16 protein-coding genes and 1 pseudogene are annotated in these 15681 nt (G+C 67.6%); 7 read left to right on the top strand and 10 right to left on the bottom strand.

The genetic code is table 11. From position 1 onward, the window contains the following. Positions 1-28: 28 nt before the first annotated feature. The 3 genes from ABD220_RS03780 to ABD220_RS03790 are packed head-to-tail and all read right to left on the bottom strand — an operon-like array spanning position 29 to position 3017. A complete protein-coding gene (locus ABD220_RS03780; RefSeq protein WP_344119959.1) occupies positions 29-853 on the bottom strand; it encodes a carbohydrate ABC transporter permease in 825 nt (274 codons plus the stop codon). A gap of 2 nt (positions 854-855) precedes the next feature. Continuing rightward, positions 856-1770, bottom strand: a complete 915-nt coding sequence (locus tag ABD220_RS03785) for a carbohydrate ABC transporter permease (RefSeq protein WP_344119961.1) — start codon at positions 1768-1770, stop codon at positions 856-858. Between the two features lie 38 nt (positions 1771-1808). Next, positions 1809-3017 (bottom strand): ABC transporter substrate-binding protein, encoded by a 1209-nt coding sequence (locus tag ABD220_RS03790; RefSeq protein WP_344119963.1) that lies wholly within the window; start codon positions 3015-3017, stop codon positions 1809-1811. A gap of 347 nt (positions 3018-3364) precedes the next feature. On the opposite strand from ABD220_RS03790, the gene ABD220_RS03795 reads away from it, so the two are divergent. The 4 genes and pseudogenes from ABD220_RS03795 (at position 3365) to ABD220_RS03805 (ending at position 5787) form a co-directional block, all read left to right on the top strand. Continuing rightward, positions 3365-4426, top strand: coding sequence for a LacI family DNA-binding transcriptional regulator (locus ABD220_RS03795; RefSeq protein WP_344119965.1), 1062 nt, complete (start codon positions 3365-3367; stop codon positions 4424-4426). A gap of 175 nt (positions 4427-4601) precedes the next feature. Then, positions 4602-4877 carry a transposase gene (locus ABD220_RS03800; RefSeq protein WP_344119967.1) on the top strand — a complete coding sequence of 92 codons (276 nt, stop codon included), beginning with the start codon at positions 4602-4604 and terminating at the stop codon, positions 4875-4877. 30 nt (positions 4878-4907) lie between these two features. Continuing rightward, a pseudogene (locus ABD220_RS18040) lies at positions 4908-5147 on the top strand (IS3 family transposase); the annotation flags it as partial. A gap of 19 nt (positions 5148-5166) precedes the next feature. Beyond that, the gene (locus tag ABD220_RS03805) at positions 5167-5787 is read left to right on the top strand and encodes an IS3 family transposase (protein ID WP_344119969.1); all 621 of its coding nucleotides are present in this window, start codon (positions 5167-5169) and stop codon (positions 5785-5787) included. Positions 5788-5930: 143 nt separating this feature from the next. Here ABD220_RS03805 and ABD220_RS03810 read toward each other — a convergent pair whose 3' ends face one another. The 7 genes from ABD220_RS03810 to ABD220_RS03840 all read right to left on the bottom strand — a co-directional run bounded on the left by ABD220_RS03810 (position 5931) and on the right by ABD220_RS03840 (position 11630). Beyond that, positions 5931-6995, bottom strand: coding sequence for an LLM class flavin-dependent oxidoreductase (locus ABD220_RS03810; protein WP_344119971.1), 1065 nt, complete (start codon positions 6993-6995; stop codon positions 5931-5933). A gap of 164 nt (positions 6996-7159) precedes the next feature. Continuing rightward, complete coding sequence (locus ABD220_RS03815) at positions 7160-7366, bottom strand: tautomerase family protein (RefSeq protein ID WP_344119973.1); 207 nt, start codon at positions 7364-7366, stop codon at positions 7160-7162. A gap of 13 nt (positions 7367-7379) precedes the next feature. Next, positions 7380-8861, bottom strand: a complete 1482-nt coding sequence (locus tag ABD220_RS03820; RefSeq protein WP_344119974.1) for an aldehyde dehydrogenase — start codon at positions 8859-8861, stop codon at positions 7380-7382. Continuing rightward, a complete protein-coding gene (locus tag ABD220_RS03825) occupies positions 8854-9606 on the bottom strand; it encodes an alpha/beta fold hydrolase (RefSeq protein ID WP_344119976.1) in 753 nt (250 codons plus the stop codon). Before ABD220_RS03825 ends, ABD220_RS03820 begins: the two co-directional genes overlap by 8 nt. 2 nt (positions 9607-9608) lie before the next feature. Further along, positions 9609-10160 carry an amino acid synthesis family protein gene (locus tag ABD220_RS03830; protein ID WP_344119978.1) on the bottom strand — a complete coding sequence of 184 codons (552 nt, stop codon included), beginning with the start codon at positions 10158-10160 and terminating at the stop codon, positions 9609-9611. After that, positions 10157-10783, bottom strand: a complete 627-nt coding sequence (locus ABD220_RS03835; protein ID WP_344119980.1) for an amino acid synthesis family protein — start codon at positions 10781-10783, stop codon at positions 10157-10159. Before ABD220_RS03835 ends, ABD220_RS03830 begins: the two co-directional genes overlap by 4 nt. A gap of 151 nt (positions 10784-10934) precedes the next feature. Continuing rightward, positions 10935-11630 carry a GntR family transcriptional regulator gene (locus ABD220_RS03840; protein ID WP_344119982.1) on the bottom strand — a complete coding sequence of 232 codons (696 nt, stop codon included), beginning with the start codon at positions 11628-11630 and terminating at the stop codon, positions 10935-10937. 141 nt (positions 11631-11771) lie between these two features. Between ABD220_RS03840 and ABD220_RS03845 the strand changes: the two genes are divergently transcribed. The 3 genes from ABD220_RS03845 (at position 11772) to ABD220_RS03855 (ending at position 15312) form a co-directional block, all read left to right on the top strand. Beyond that, entirely contained in the window at positions 11772-12716 is a 945-nt protein-coding gene (locus tag ABD220_RS03845) for a flavin reductase (protein ID WP_344119983.1), read from the top strand. Between the two features lie 192 nt (positions 12717-12908). Further along, a complete protein-coding gene (locus ABD220_RS03850) occupies positions 12909-14639 on the top strand; it encodes a BCCT family transporter (protein WP_344119985.1) in 1731 nt (576 codons plus the stop codon). A 244-nt stretch (positions 14640-14883) separates the two neighbouring features. Next, the gene (locus ABD220_RS03855; protein ID WP_344119987.1) at positions 14884-15312 is read left to right on the top strand and encodes a riboflavin kinase; all 429 of its coding nucleotides are present in this window, start codon (positions 14884-14886) and stop codon (positions 15310-15312) included. The last annotated feature ends 369 nt before the right edge of the window (positions 15313-15681 follow it).

The following is a 15681-nucleotide window of genomic DNA, read 5'->3' on the forward strand; positions in this document are numbered from 1 at the left end:
CCCCCCGACGCCCCGGGGGTGCGTGGGCTCAGCCCTTGACGGAGCCGGCGAGCATGGCCTTGACGATGTGGCGCTGGAAGAACAGGAACACCAGGATCATCGGGGTCATGATCAGCAGGGATCCGGCGTTGAGCAGGACCACGTCGGTGGAGTACTGGCCGACGAAGTTCTGCAGGGCACCGGCCATGGTGCGCTTGGCGGGGTCGTCCATCAGCACGATGGCCAGCAGGAACTGGTTCCAGGTGGAGATGAACATCAGCAGCGCCAGGGACGCGATCGAGGGCAGGGCCAGGGGCAGGTGGATGGCGCGGAAGGACTGCCAAGCGTTGGCGCCGTCCATGCTCGAGGCCTCGGAGAGCTCGGCGGGGGCGTTGAGGAAGTGGGCGCGCATCCAGAACACGGCGAAGGGCATGTTCAGCCCGATCAGCGGCAGGATCAGCCCCAGCCGGGTGTTGAGCAGGCCCATCTCCTGGATCTGGTAGTACAGCGGGACGATGGTGACCTCGAAGGGCAGGGTCAGTCCCAGTAGCAGCAGCACGAAGAAGATCGATCCGCCGGGGATGCGCAGCTGGCCCAGGGCGTAGCCGGCCATGGTGGCCAGCAGCACCCCGAGGGGGACCACGCCGAGCACGAGCAGGAAGCTGGAGCCGGCCAGGGTGGTGATGTTGGCGACGTTCCAGGCGTCGATGAAGTTGTGCCACTGCGGATCACTGGGCCAGCTCAGCCCCGACGGCACGGATCCCTGAGGTTGCAGGGCGGTGGAGAGCATGCTCAGCAGCGGGAAGATGGAGAAGACCATTGCCAGCAGCAGCAGGGCCACCCCGGGGATTCGGGTGCTTTTGGAGGTTTGCATGCTCACTTCTCCCGGAACAGCCGCTGAAGGGGCAGGATCACGGCCAGCACCAGGGCACTGAGGACCAGGGCCAGGGCGGAGGCCAGTCCGATGCGGGACTCGGTGAAGCCCAGCTGGTACACCTGCACGCCGGGGACCATGGTGGAGTAGCCCGGCCCGCCCTGGGTGGCCATGAAGACGATGTCGAAGCTGGCCAGGGCGGCGATGATCGTGATGGTCACGCACACCCCGATCTCCTGGCGCAGCCCGGGCAGGGTGATCGCCCGGAAGGTCTGGAAGAACCCGGCCCCATCCAGCTTGGCGGCCTCGTAGAGAGAGGTGTCGATCTTGCCGATACCGGACATGAGCAAGATGGTGCAGAACCCGAGGTTGATCCAGGTCCCGATCAGCCCCACCGCCGGCAGCGCCCAGGTGAAGTCGCCGAACCAGGCGCGGGTCACGGACTCCAGGCCGATGAGCGACAGCAGCTGGTTCACCGCCCCGGTGGTGGCGTACATCCAGCTCCAGGCGATCGCCGCGGCGGCGGCGGGGATGACGTAGGGGATGAACAGCAGGGTCTGGGCCAGCTTGCCCAGGCCCTTGCTGCGCAGCTCCCGGATCAGCCCGGCCACCAGCAGCGCCACCGTGACCGGGATGACGGTGAAGAAGATGATCAGGAAGAACGCGTGCCAGATCGAGGACAGCAACTGCGGGTCGGTGAAGACCTGCACATAGTTCTGCACACCCACGAAGGTGGCCACGGTGATGCCGTCCCAGTCGTAGAAGGAGTACTGGATCGAGGCGGCCAGTGGGCGTAGCACGAAGAGCGCGTACATGAGTGCTGCAGGTGCGGCGAACAGCCATCCGCCCCAGTTCTTCCGTCGCCGCCGGTGGGCGGTGGGAGTGGCCGCGGCAGCGGCACCCGCGGCGGTGGCCACTGGACCCTGCAGCGGGCCTGACGATCCGTCGAGGGAACTCATCGACCCAGCTCACTCTCGTACTGGCGCTGGACGGCGGCCAGCAGATCCTCCGGGCTCGTGGCCCCGTCGACCAGGCGCTGGACCTCGGAGTTCCAGGTCGTGGTCAGCCCGTTGGTGGCGTTCTGCACGAACTGCACCTGCCCGTCGGCCTCCACCAGCTGCGCGAAGGCCTCCTGGATCTGGGCGTTGACCGAGCCCTCCTCCGTGGCCGGGATCTCGCCCTCACCGGAGGGGGCGAAACCGGCGTCGGCGACCACCTGACGGGCCTCCTCGGACCGCAGGAAGTCCAGGAACGCGGCGGCGGCATCCTTGTCGTCGGAACCGGCCGGGATGGCGAAGTTCGACGCCGGGTCCGACATCGTCGCCGGCTCGCTGCCTTCAGGGGCCGGCGACAGGAAGAACCCGACGTTGTCACCCATCTGCTCATCCAGAGCGGCGGCGTCCCAGTTGCCGGAGAAGTAGAACAAGGCCTCACCGTTGGCGAAGCGTCCCAGAGCCCCGGTGGCGTCGGTGCCGTTGGTGTCTTCGGGGAAGTACCCGGCCTCGGCCCAGTCCTGGATCGTGACCACCGCCTCGGCGGCTTCGGGGGTGTCGATCGTGGCCTCGGGGGCGTGGAAGACCCACTCGTTGACCGACTCGGCCCCCAGGGCGTTGTTGAGCATCATCTGGGTGGTGAACACGACCTGCCCGGTCTGGTTGCCGGCCATGATCGGCACCATGCCGGCCTCCTCGGCCTGGGCCAACAGGTCCTGAAGCTCGTCCATGGTCTGCGGCGGGGTGGTCATGCCCAGCTGCTCGGCCAGCTCCTTGTTGTAGTAGAAGCCGGTGACGGTGAAGCCGTCGGCCAGGGTGTACTGGGAGCCCTCACCGCGCACTCCGTCCTCGTTCACCCGGTACTGGGCCAGCTGGCCTTCCGGCAGCTCGTCCCAGTTGTACGCGTCGGCGTAGGCGTCGAGATTGGTCAGCAGCCCGTCGCCGGCCACATCGGACAGGGCGATCACCCGGGCGATATCCGGCGGGTCGGCCGAGGCCAGCACGCGCGGGGCGTTCTGGGCCTGCACATCATCGGGGTCATAGCGGCCGGTGATGGTCACATTGGGGTACTTCTCCTCGAACGCCGCAATCAGTGCCTCGTCCTTGGCCTTGAGCCCGGCGCCGTCGTAGAGGGTCAGCTCGATGGGCTCCTCACCGAGCTCGGTGGACACGTCCGTGGGTGCTGCCTCGGAAGCGGCTGGGGCCGAACCTCCACCGGGAGGCGCGCAGGCGGCCAGGGCGAACAGCGCACAAGCACCTGCTCCCAGCACACGCAGCCTCGTGCCGGTAGTGCGGGCAGAATCCTGGGTGACCAGACGATCGGTCATGGAACTTCCTCCTCCGGAAGGGGTGTCGCCCCCTTTTCGGAAGCGCTTCCGAATATGATCCAGGTCATACCTGCGGGGTGTCAACCCTCAAGCGCTGGACAGTTCTGAAGGAAGGATTCGTCGGTGACTGTGCTGGAGGCCATTTTGAGGAAGAACTTAGAGAGCGCTTCCGAGACATCTACACTGAGATCATGAACTCCTCGAAAACCGTCGGCCTGGCTGATGTGGCCCGCGAGGCCGGCGTCTCCCTGGCCACCGCCTCACGGGCGCTCAACAGCGCCTACGGTGTTGCCGCGACCACCAGGGAGCGTGTTGCTGAGGTCGCTCGTCGTCTGGAGTACGTCGCCTCCCCGGAAGCCTCCCGGCTGGCCACCGGGGCCACCCGCAGCGTCGCCCTGGTCGTGCCCCACCTAGACCGCTGGTATTTCGGGGAGATGGTCGGCGGACTCGAAGAGGTCCTGCGCGAGGCCGGTCACGATGTGCTGCTCTACCACGTCGGTGACCCCGAAGGCCGCCACGCGTTCTTTGAACACCTCCCCGCCCGCCGGAAGGTCGACGCCGTCGTGGTGGTCGCCGTCCCGGTCACCGACCACGAACGCCGCCGCCTGGAACTGATGGGCGTCACCATCGTCGCCGCCGGCGGGCAGGACGCCACCTACCCCTATGTCTCCATCGACGACGCCGCCGCGGTACGCCAGGCCACCGAGCACCTGCTGCGCCTGGGCCACCGGCGGATCGCCATGATCACCGCCGTCGACCCCGACCGCACCGACCAGCCCGTCCACCGCGGACGCACCCGGGGTTTCTACGAAGCTATGGTCCGCGCCGATGTCCCCGTCGACGAGGAGCTGGTCGTCGCCACCACCTGGGGCGGGGTCCAGGCAGCTGAGGCCATGGAAAATCTGCTCAGCATCCGTGAACTTCCCACCGCCGTGCTGGCCCACTCCGACGAAATGGCCCTGGGCGCGATGCGCACCATCCGCCGCGCCGGACTGCGCGTGCCCGAGGACATCTCCGTCATCGGCATCGACGACCACCCCCTGGCCGAACTGGTGGACCTCACCACCGTCCGCCAACCCGTCCGGGACCAAGGCCTGCAAGCCGCACACCTACTGCTGGCCCTGCTGCGCGGGCAGAAACCAAACCTGGCGCAAAAACTACCCACCCGCGTCGTCGTACGCAGCACCACCACCACCGCCCGCGAGAAACAGCCCAGTCCTGCGCACCCCGCACCGGACACCACTTCGCACTAGCCGGTGCCCGAGGGGCCCTATGACCTCCTCGCAGTGCTTCACGGACCTACGTCGTCAATAGACCAGCGGCAAGGATCCGCCAGTGCGCCTATGGGTTCCCCGGCCCTCTGTTCTGAAGTGACCCCCATCGGCCGGACTCCTTCAGACTTGGCAGAAGCCAGGAAAGGAGGCCCTGATGGGTCGAGTGAGCAAGTACCCGCCGGAGTTCCGTGAGCAGGCCGTGGCGCTGGTGCTGGACGGCCACCGCAGTGCCCGGGAGGTGGCCCGCGAGCTGGGCATCAACCACGAGACCCTGCGGAACTGGGTGACGAAGGCGCGCCGGGAGCGTGCCGCCGGCCCGGCGGCCTTGAGCAGCGATGAACGCCTCGAGCTGGCCCGGCTACGGCGCAAGGTCGCCGAGCTCGAGGTGGAGAAGGAGATCCTGAAAAAAGCCGCGGTCTTCAACGCCTGAGGACAGTCGATGATCTCCCAGGCCGAGCTAATGGAGTTCATCGATGTGGAGAAGACCGCCTACGGGATCCGCCGGCTGTGCCGGGTGCTCGGAGTCAGCAAGTCCGCCTACTACGAGCACCGCCGTCGCGAGGGCGGCCCTTCGGCAACTGATGAGGCCGACGCGCACGAGGCTCATCAGGCCCGGGCCGCCTGGGCGGAGCACCGTCGCGTGTACGGGGCCCGCCGACTCACCGCCGAACTGCGCCACCGCGGGCACCCCTGGAACCGCAAGAAGGTCGCCGAAGCTGATGCGCCTGAGCGGCATCGAGGGCGCCCACCGGCGCCGCCGCGGCAAATATGGCAAACGCTCCACCTCAACGGCCACGGCCCCGGATCTCGTCGAGCGACGGTTCACCGCCGAGGCGCCGAACAAGCTCTGGGTCGCCGACATCACGTATCTGTGGACCTGGGAAGGATTCCTGTACCTCGCCGTGGTCACCGACGCCTGTTCCCGCAAGGTCGTGGGTTGGGCGATGGCCGACCACCTGCGCACCGAGCTGGTGCTGGACGCGGTCGGGATGGCGATCCTCACCCGGAAACCTGCACCTGGGCTGATCCACCACGCGGACCGCGGGTCGCAGTACACCGCCTACGAGTTCGGCCGGACATTGCGCACCTCAGGCGTCTTGGCCTCGATGGGCCGGGTCGGCTCGGCCTTTGATAATGCGATGGCCGAGACGTTCTTCGCCACGCTGAAGACGGAACTGGTCTACCGCCGGTCCTGGCCCACACGGCACGAGCTCGAGATGGAGGTCTTCTCCTATCTCGAGGGCTTCTACAATTCTCGCCGGCGCCACTCCCGGCTGGGTAACCTCAGTCCCACCGACTACGAGCAGCAGCTCGTGACACAGAAAGAGGCGTCCGCCTGACAGGGGTCACTTCACGTGGGCAGTAGAAAGCGGCCGTGGCATTTGCCGCGGCCGCTTTAGGCACTTCAGGAGAAGTGGTCACGAGTTGGGGCTTCCGGGATCGACTCGTGTGTGTCGTCGTGCCGGAAGCCCCAACCTGGTCGTTATCGGGTCGCGGCGGCGGGCTGTTCCTGGAAGGCGGGGACGACGTGCTGGACGAACAGTTCCAGCGACTCTTTCTTCTGGGCATGTGTCATGCCGTTGTCGATCCAGTAGGCGAACTCGTCGACACCGAGGTCCTGGTAGTGCTTGATGCGCTCGATGACCTCATCGGGTGTGCCGATCATCGCTGACTTGTGCAGGCTGTCCAGTTCGAACTCGGGTCGGTCCGCGAACTTCTCTTCGGGGGAGGGCTCGAGGAAGCCGTTGGCCGGGGTGGTCTTGTTCCCGGCCCAGGCATCGAAGGTGCGGTAGTAGCGGTTGATCGCCGCAGCAGCCGGGCGCCAGGCCTCCGGGTTCTCGGGGCTGTGCACGTAGGTGTGTCGCAGGCAGAGAACCTCCGGCTTGTCCGCGTCCGGGAACTTGGCCATCGCGGCCTTGGTCTTGTCGGTGAGGTCGGCGACCTCGCGGTCGTCCTTCATGAGCGGGGTGACCATGATGTTGAAGCCGTTCTCGACGGCGAACTCGTGGGACTCGGGAGAGCGTGCCGCCACCCAGATGGGGATCTCGTTCTGGACCGGCTTGGGCACGCTGGTGGAGGTGGGGAACTGCCAGATCTCCCCGTCGTGGGCGTAATCGCCCTGCCACAGGGCGCGCATGGCCGGGAGGATCTCGCGCAGGTGCTGGCCGCCGGCGGCGGCAGGCATGCCGCCGGCGAGCCGGTCGAACTCGAACTGGTAGGCGCCGCGGGCGACGCCGAGCTCGAGGCGGCCACCGCTGATGACGTCCAGCAGCGCGGACTCGCCGGCTGCGCGGACGGGGTTCCAGAACGGTGCGATCAGGGTGCCGGCGCCCAGACGGATGGTCTTCGTCTCGGCGGCCAAGTAGGCCAGCAGGGGCATGGGGCTCGGGGAGACGGTGTACTCCATGGCGTGGTGCTCGCCGATCCACACGGTGGAGAATCCGCCGTCCTCGGCGACGTGTACGAGGTCGACGAGGTCTTCGAAGAGCTGCCGGTGGCTGATCTGGTCGTCCCAGCGTTCCATGTGCACGAAGAGGGAGAAGCGCATTGTGGTTGTCCTTCTGTAGGTTGACTGCCTGCGGTCTGTGCCGGGGTGGTGGTTCGAGGGACTTTCAGATGAATGCCCCTGAGCTGCACCTCCACGCGTGATGGGGGGCGTGTCCGGATGACGTGGTCTTTGTTGAGGTGGTTGTTCTCGCGGCACAGGGGCCGTCAGCTCGGTTCGACGGAGCTGTTCCTTTCCGCGATGGTGCGGTCGGCCTTGGACCAGTGGGTGGTCGGCACCTCCCGGATGATCACCGTGGTGTTCTCCGGGACCGCGCCGACGGATTCTTCGGCGGCGCGGTGCAGGGCCGAGACGAGGACGCGCAGCTGTTCGGGGCTGCGGCCTTCGGCGATGGACACGTCGATCAGGGGCATCGGGGTCTCCTTCCTAACTGCGCATGACGAAGGGATCCGCCACGGGGCCTTCGTCGGTGTTGATCCACACGCTCTTGAGGCGGGTGTACTCGTGCATGGACTCCAAGCCGTGCTCGATGCCCACGCCGCTGTTTTTGAAGCCCTGCCGCGGGGACATCGGGGACATGGCCCGGTAAGTGTTGACCCAGATCGTGCCGGCCTCCAGCCGGCGGGCCATCCGGTGGGCCCGGGCGAGGTTCTGGGTCCAGATCCCGGCGGCGAGTCCGTATTCGGTGTCGTTGGCCAGGGCCAGGACTTCGTCCTCGGTGTCGAAGGGCATGATCGCGGCGACGGGTCCGAAGATTTCCTCACGGGTCACCCGCATGTCGTTGTTCACCCCGGTGAGCACGGTGGGGGCGTAGAAGTAGCCGGGGAGTTCGACCTCGGGTCGGCCGCCGCCGGTGAGGACGGTCGCGCCTTCGGAGACGCCGAGCTCGACATAGGAGTTGACCTTCTCCTGCTGGTCGGCGAAGGCCAGCGGGCCCAGTTCGGTGGATTCGAGCATCGGGTCGCCGATGACGATGCTACGGGCGCGGTCGGCGACCTTCTCCAGCAGCTCGTCGTAGATGGACCGGTGGGCGAAAACGCGGCTGCCGGCGATGCAGGTCTGTCCGGCGGCGGCGAAGATCCCGGCGATCACACCCATGGCGGCGTTGGAGACGTCGGCGTCCTCGAAGACGATGTTGGGGCTCTTGCCCCCCAATTCCAGGGTGCACCCGATGAACCGGGACGCGGCCGAGGCGGCGATGGCCGAGCCGGTGGCGGTGGAGCCGGTGAAGGAGATCTTCGCGATACCGGGGTGGTCCACCAGCGGTGCGCCGGCCTCGACGCCGTAGCCGGTGACGACGTTGATGACCCCGTCGGGGAACCCGGCCTCGGTGGCCAGTTCGGCCAGGCGCAGCACGGTGCGGGAGGTGTACTCCGAGGGCTTGATGACCAGGGTGTTGCCGGCGGCCAGAGCAGGGGAGAGCTTGGAGGTGGTCAGCGTCAGCGGTGAGTTCCAGGGTGTGATGGCTCCGACGACGCCCAGTGCTTCGCGCTGGGTGTAGTTGAGCATCTGCACGGAGTTGGTGGGGATCTGGCTGCCCTGGACCTTGTCGGCCAGACCGGCGTAGTAGTAGAGGTACTCCGGGAGCCCGGCCAGTTGCCCGCGCATCTCGCGCAGGAGCTTGCCGTTGTCCTGGGACTCCATCCGGGCCAGTTCCTCGGCGTGCTGGCCGACCAGATCGCCCAGGCGCCGCAGCAGGTGCCCGCGCTTGGTGGGGGAGAGGTCGCGCCACCTCGGGTCGTGGAAGGCCTGGTTTGCGGCCTGGACGGCGGCGTCGACGTCGGCGGCGGTGCCGCGAGCCGCGGAGTACAGGGTCTCCAGGGTGGCCGGGTTGGTGCTCTCGAAGTACGCGCCCTCGGCCGGGGCGACGTACTGTCCGTTGATGAAGTGGTCGTAGCGCTCAGGCATGGTCTTCTCGACTCGATTCCTCGACGAAGTGGTGAATGATGCGGGCCAGCTCGCCCGGTCGCTCCACGGGGAGCATGTGGCGGGCCCCGGGGACCACGACGGCCTGGGCACCCGGGGTCGCAGCGGCCAGACGCTCGGTCATCTCCGGGGTGGAACCGGGATCCAGTTCCCCGGTCACCGCCAGGGACGGGACTCCGATGCTGCCCAGTTCGGAACCGATCTCGGCGTCGGCGGTGGCGAACACCTCGTAGGCGTGCAGGTAGGACTCCACGGAGTTGGCCAGCAGGGTCGTCCGCGTTCCGGCCACCGCCCCGGGCTCCACCCCGCTGTCGGCGGGGTACCAGCGGTGGATCGATGCCTCGACGCTCCCGGGGAAGTCGGTCCGGGCGCTCTCGAGCCGGGCGGCCACGGAGGCCGCCTCCTCCGGAGTGCGCCGGCACACGGAGCTGACGCTGGTCAGGGTGGCGACCAGTTCCGGGCGGTATCGGGCGAGGTGCTGGGCGATGAGCGCGCCCAGGGAGAACCCCACCAGATGGGCTCGCCCGGGCAGACGGGTGGCGACGTCCTCGGCCAGCTCGGTCAGGGTGGCCGGTCCGGTCAGAGGCGGCTGAGCGCCGTGGCCGGGCAGATCCAGGGCCACGACAGGGCGATCCGTGAGACGGGCCAGATCTGCGCGAAGGGGCTCCCACATGGAGTGGTCCAGCCCCACGCCGTGGAGCAGGACGATCGGCAGGGGCTGGACCATGGTCACTGCTCGGTGCTCAGGGGAGCCAGGCGCTGCTGCGGCCGTCCCTGAGCGGCCGCAGCCAAGGCGATGACGATCTCCCCGGGGTGCGGGGCGTCGGCCAGGCGCACCTCGATGCTCTGGTGGTGGGAGCGGATGGTGGCGTCGGTGACGTGCTTGAGCGGGATGTCGAAGACGACCCCGGCGGGCCCGCGCTTCTCCACCGCCGGCAGCAGCGTGGTCGCGGAGGCTGCCTTGCGGAAGTGGTCGCCGAACTTCAGGGTGTGGATCAGGGCCGAGCCATGCTCGATCTCCCCGTCCAGGCCCACGATGGCGGCCTTGCCGAAGGCCTCCACCGGGGCGCCCAGGGCCTCGACCACCCGGGACGCCAGCAGGGCGCCGACCTCGGAGGCGTTGGCTTCGATGCCGGGGTTGAGGTCCTCGACGAAGCCCTGGCCGGCCCAGGGGTTGGCGATGATGGCGGCCACGACCGCCACGCGCGCGGCGGGTTCGACGGACCGGCCGCCTTCGGTGACGGTTTCTTCGACGAGGGTGATGATCTTGCGGGTGCTCACGCGGAGGCTCCTTCGAGAATGGCGGAAGTGACGGCGGGGTCGGTGACCCGGTCCCCGATGCGGGGGTGCGGGCGGGGCCCGGTGGAGGCGGCGACGACGACGACGATCTCGTCGGCGCGGGGCCCGTCACTGACCCGGGTGGTGATGGTCTGGTAGTGGCTTCGCGTGGCCGCGGCGGTCTTGTGCCACATGGGCACGACCAGGGCCTGACCCGCCTCGGCGCGGTCGTCGGCGAAGCAGATGATCGAGGAGCCCTCGAGGAACTCCCGCACGAGGTTGCCGAAGTACGGGGTGTGGATCAGCGCCCCGGCGTGCTCGATCTCCCCGGCGGTGCCCACGATGGCGGCCTTGCCGAAGGCCTCGACCTGTTGCGCCCCGCCGAGGCTTTCCAGCAGCCGATCGGTCAGCACGCGCGCCAGCGGCGGGGCCAGCTGCTCGGTGGCCGGGGCGAGGTCCGTCTCCGGGCCGGTCCCGACCCAGGGGTTGGACACCACCGCGGCGACGGTGGCGCGCACGACCGGCACGGTCGGGGCCTGTCCGTTCTCCAGGAGGATCTCCTCCTGGTAGTGGACGATCTTGCGGATGCCGGCCTTCTCGGTAAGGCGGGGTGTTGTGCTCGTCACCGCGCACCCACCAGGTGCGCGGTGCGGGGAAGGTGCAGCGTGACCTTCCCGGGGAACAGCTCCAGACAGCGCATGGCATGGTCCTTTCGCGCCGGCGCGCAGCCGGCAGTGGTTCGCGCCGGCGCGCAGCCGGCAGTGGTTGAAGCGATGGTCAGGAGTGGAGCGGGCCGCCGGCCGTGCGGGAGTCGGTGAGGACTTCCCGGGCGGAGGCGTAGACGTGGTTGCGCATGGCGGCCTCAGCGCCGAAGTGGTCCTTGTCCCGGATCATCTCCAGCACGACGCGGTGCTCACTGGTGGAGGCCTTGATGCGCCCGGGGTGCTCCGCGGTGCGGAGGACCAATCGGTGGTAGGCCAGCTGGTTCATCAGCCGGTCGTAGTGCTCGACCAGTTTGGAATTGTCCGACCCGGTGATGATCGTGCGGTGGAACTCGTGCACCAGTTCTGCGTACCGGGTGGCGTCCTGATCGGCGGTCGCCTGGTCGGACTCGGCGATGTTGCGTTCGAGCACCTCGAGCTCCGGGACGCTGCCACGTCGTGCGAGCAGGCCGGCGGCCAGGCCTTCCAGGCCCTCCTTGAGCTGGAAGAGCTCGACGATCTCCCGACGGGTGGGCTCTCGTACGAACGTGCCGACCTTGGGGCGGATCTCCACCAGGCCTTCGTGCTGGAGCTGCTTGAGGGTCTCCCGGATCGGAGTACGACTGACCTCGAACTCCTGAGCCAAGAAAACCTCAGACAACGGGGCACCCGGCGGGAACTGCCCGCTGAGCACCAGCTGCCGGACCCGGTCCAACAACGACTCCTCAGAGGAGGCCCCAGTCTCCTCAAACCCATTCATCACTTGTTGCATACATCACACAGTAGATGTTGCATGCATGACCGTCAAGAAGATGAGTCCCTCAGTGTGTGCAGTTGGCTACTTCTCTCGCGGGTGTGTGGTTGCGTACTGAGGTGTTGACCACATGGTGTGATGTGGATTACGGTCTGTGCCATGCAACAGGAACTCGAAGCTACGCTCACCACCGTTTGGCAGGCCGCCTGGGACCGCGGGGAGGTCGAGGCGCTGGAAAGCATTGCCGTCCCTGACTACGTGCGGGTGAGTCGCTCCAGCGGCAATACCTCCACCCTGGCCGACCTGCAGGAGGAGATCCGCGTTGTCCGGGCCGGCTTCCCCGACCTGGTCACCACCATCGACGCGGTGGTGGCCGAAGGGGACACCGCGGCGATCTTCTGGACGACCACTGGCACCCACACCGAGACCTTCCTCGGGGTGCCGCCGACCGGCCGCCGGGTGCAGACCCGCGGGTGCAACCACGTGACCCTGGTGGACGGGCGGATCACCCGCGAGGAGGTGACCTGGGACGGCTCGGAGCTGCTCCACAGCCTCGGCGTCCGTCACCTCAGCGACACTCCGCTGCAGCCGGAGGACGTCGTGCTCGACGACCTCTCCGGGGAGCCGGACCCGCAGGTGATGAAGACCTTCAACCGGCAGTTCATCACCGGCGTCACCGTGGTCACCACCCTGGACGGCGAGACCCCGCGGGGACTGGCCGTGAACTCCTACGCCTCGGTGTCCCTGGAGCCGCCCCTGGTGATGGTCTGCATCCAGAAAACCTCCTCCACCTACCCCGCCCTGTTCGCCGCCACCCATCTGGGCATCAACATCCTGGGCACCCAGCAGCGGGAGACCATCGCCACCTTCGCCTCCAAGGCCCCCGACAAGTTTGCCGAGGTCGACTGGCACCCCGGGCCCAGCGGCAGCCCGCTGATCGACAACTCCCCGGCGTGCCTGGAGGCCGAGATCCGTGAGCGCTTCCAGGCCAAGACCCACACCGTGTTCATCTGCCGTGTGCGCCACGCGGAGGTGAGCGAGGCCAGCCCCATCATCTACAAGGCCGGCCGCTTCTACGACAGCGACGACCTCGAGCAGCTCTAGCCCCATCGACCACCCGGAACCGGCCGTCACGCACCGCGTGGCTGGCCGGCTCCGCAGGACATGCACCGCTCGTGAACGGCCGGCGCCGGTCCTCCAGATCCAGGCCACACCACCGTCGGCTCACCTCAGGGCACCGCCGCCCCATGTGATCCCGCCCAGACGATCCAGTCTCTCCCAGAAACGGAGCCCACCATGTCCCAGGACACTCTTGCGGACGGCGCCACGAACGCACCGCCGAACGACCATGCGGACGACAGGACCAGGAACCCCGTGTTCTGGGTGTCGGTCGCCCTCATCGTCGTCTTCATCGTCCTCGCAGGCTTCTTCCCGACCCAGATGGGCGAGATCAGCACGACAGCCCTGAACTGGGTGACCGAGTCCACCGGATGGTCCATGCTGCTCATCCCGCTGGGCCTGATGGGGCTGCTGATCTTCCTGGCGGTCACCAAGTACGGACGGATCCGGCTGGGCCCCGACGACTCCCGGCCCGAGTACCCCACCTACGCCTGGATCGCGATGCTGCTGGGGGCGGTTATGGGCATCGGGCTGATCACCTACGGCGTGGCCGAGCCGGTCTCCCACCTCCTCACACCGCCCCACGGTCTCGCCGAGCCCAGCAGCCAAGGCGCCGTCGTGGAAGCGCTGCGGTTCACCTTCCTGGACTGGGGTCTGCACGCGTGGGCCGTCTTCGCGATCTTCGGGCTGGCCATCGGGTACTCCACCCACCGGCTGGGCAACAAGGGCCTTGTCTCCCCGATCCTGCGGCCGCTGATCGGACGGCATGCCGACGGGTTGGTCGGCAAGGCCGTCGACGTCCTGGTGATCCTCTCCACCCTGTTCGGGACCACGACCTCCCTCGGCCTCGGTGCCGCCCAGATCAGCCAGGGCCTCAGTCAGATCACCGGCAGCACGCTGACGAGCATCCCCATCCAGGTGGGCATCATCGCCGTGATTACCCTGATCTTCACCGCCTCCGCCATGAGCGGGGTCAGCAAGGGCATCCGCTACCTGAGCCAGACGACCATGGTCATCGCGGCGGCCCTGCTGCTCTTCGTCCTCGTCGCCGGACCCACCACCTACCTCATCAACATCTTCTTCCGCTCCCTGGGCGGCTACGTGGGCGGCTTCCTCGAGATCAGCCTCATGCTGCCCACCGACGCCGACGAACTGGCCTGGATGCAGTGGTGGACCTACTTCATGATGGCCTGGTGGATCAGCTGGGGCGCCTTCGTGGGCGTTTTCGTCGCCCGAATCTCCCGCGGGCGCACGATCCGGCAGTTCGTCTTCGTGGTCCTCGGCGTGCCCACCCTGGTGTTCTCGGCGTGGTTCACCGTCATGGGCGGCAGCGCGATGTTCATGGACATGAACCGAGACGCCGGGATCGGCGCGGCCGCCGCCCAGGACGTCAACACCGCCTTCTTCGGCCTGCTGGACCAGCTCCCGCTAACCCTGCTGACCTCCGTGGTGGCCATCGTGCTCGTCGTGCTCTACTTCGTCACCGGCGCCGACTCCAACACCTACGTGCTGGCGGTGATCTCCAGCGACGGCGACATGTACCCGAAGCGCTCCGTCCTGGCCGTGTGGGGCATCCTCACCGGCGCCATGGCCGCAGTCCTGCTCTACGCCGGTGGCCTGCAAGCACTCCAGACGGCAGTGATCCTCTCAGCCGCACCGTTCATCTTCGTGATCCTCGCACTGGCCATCGCGATCGTCCTGCTCCTGCGCCGGGACCCGCTGATCGCCCCCCTGCAGCCAGGGCGTCACTGCGCCACCGCGGGCCGTTCCGGCACGGAACATTCCCAGCAGGGGCAGGGTGTTGCGCAGAGCGAGGTCGAGACGACCGCCGATGCCGATATCACCCACGACGGGTCCACTGCTGTGGAAAACAGCGAGTCCTCGTTGACGGCAACCCCGATCCGATAGGTCAGGCGACGTTCGGTTCACCGCACGGACGCTGACCGCCGGCACAACAGAAGACGGTCGATGCCATCACCCCGGAGGCCGCAACGCCGCCAAGGCCTCGACCGTCTTCTGGCCGTCCCTCGAAGAATCACCATCCTCTCTACTACCTCCACACGCACGCATGCGTGCCACGGATGTCGACTTCACTCCGGAACCGATGGGCCGGCAACCTCAGAGCCGTTTCGTGCCGAGAAAGGACTTCCTCATGACAGTGATCGAAGGCGTCGTCGAACACGGAGATGCCCGCGGCAGAACCCTCGGTTTCCCCACTGCCAACATCGCGCTCACCGACCTGGAGATCGCGGATGGAGTGTGGGCCGCACAGGTCCGGACCGGCTCCGAAATCTGGGCCGTCGCCGCGGTGTCGGTCGGCCGGCGCCGGACCTTCTACACCGGGGAAGGCTCTCGGTTGCTCGAAGCTCACCTCCTCGATTTCGACGGGGACCTCTACGGGCAGACGCTGCGGATCGAGCTGATCACCCAGCTGCGGGACCAGCAGAGCTTCTCGGGCATCCACGCCCTGACCGAGCAGCTGCATCGCGACATCGAGGACACTCGGGCGTGGGCCGCCACTCACTGCCCATGGCTGGTGAGCACCCAGGGGTCCAAAACTCGGGAAAGCGCACTGGTATGACTCAGCAGGGGCTCCCGAAGTGGGCCGTCCAACGCGTATCGGGAGTCCTTGAAGCCGAACGCGAATTCGGACGACGCCCCCTGAATCCGGCAGACCTGGCACGTCGCACCGGACTCAGCAAGAGTCTGGCGCGGCGATGCCAGGCACACCTGGCCGCGGCATCTCCTGCCACTGCCGATCCACGATTCCAGGAAAACCAGGGCACACCCGCGAAGGCATGACCGGGCTCGCGAATCCCCTCGGAACAGGCAGATCCCGATAACCCTTTGCTCCGGTGAGCTCCGGGGCATTCAGCACCATCCACAGGCGGGCGCGGTGCTGTTGCCCGCCCGTCCGACGAACCCCTTTCGACGCAGCACGGGGCCACCG

Source organism: Kocuria aegyptia (assembly GCF_039530085.1).
Classification (GTDB): Bacteria; Actinomycetota; Actinomycetes; order Actinomycetales; family Micrococcaceae; genus Kocuria; species Kocuria aegyptia.

Coding starts and splice junctions, on each gene's coding strand:
- ABD220_RS03780 (WP_344119959.1), bottom strand. CDS start 853: ATGCAAACCTCCAAAAGCACCCGAATCCCCGGGGTGGCCCTGCTGCTG.
- ABD220_RS03795 (WP_344119965.1), top strand. CDS start 3,365: ATGAACTCCTCGAAAACCGTCGGCCTGGCTGATGTGGCCCGCGAGGCC.
- ABD220_RS03800 (WP_344119967.1), top strand. CDS start 4,602: ATGGGTCGAGTGAGCAAGTACCCGCCGGAGTTCCGTGAGCAGGCCGTG.
- ABD220_RS03805 (WP_344119969.1), top strand. CDS start 5,167: ATGCGCCTGAGCGGCATCGAGGGCGCCCACCGGCGCCGCCGCGGCAAA.
- ABD220_RS03810 (WP_344119971.1), bottom strand. CDS start 6,995: ATGCGCTTCTCCCTCTTCGTGCACATGGAACGCTGGGACGACCAGATC.
- ABD220_RS03815 (WP_344119973.1), bottom strand. CDS start 7,366: ATGCCCCTGATCGACGTGTCCATCGCCGAAGGCCGCAGCCCCGAACAG.
- ABD220_RS03820 (WP_344119974.1), bottom strand. CDS start 8,861: ATGCCTGAGCGCTACGACCACTTCATCAACGGACAGTACGTCGCCCCG.
- ABD220_RS03825 (WP_344119976.1), bottom strand. CDS start 9,606: ATGGTCCAGCCCCTGCCGATCGTCCTGCTCCACGGCGTGGGGCTGGAC.
- ABD220_RS03840 (WP_344119982.1), bottom strand. CDS start 11,630: ATGCAACAAGTGATGAATGGGTTTGAGGAGACTGGGGCCTCCTCTGAG.
- ABD220_RS03845 (WP_344119983.1), top strand. CDS start 11,772: ATGCAACAGGAACTCGAAGCTACGCTCACCACCGTTTGGCAGGCCGCC.
- ABD220_RS03850 (WP_344119985.1), top strand. CDS start 12,909: ATGTCCCAGGACACTCTTGCGGACGGCGCCACGAACGCACCGCCGAAC.
- ABD220_RS03855 (WP_344119987.1), top strand. CDS start 14,884: ATGACAGTGATCGAAGGCGTCGTCGAACACGGAGATGCCCGCGGCAGA.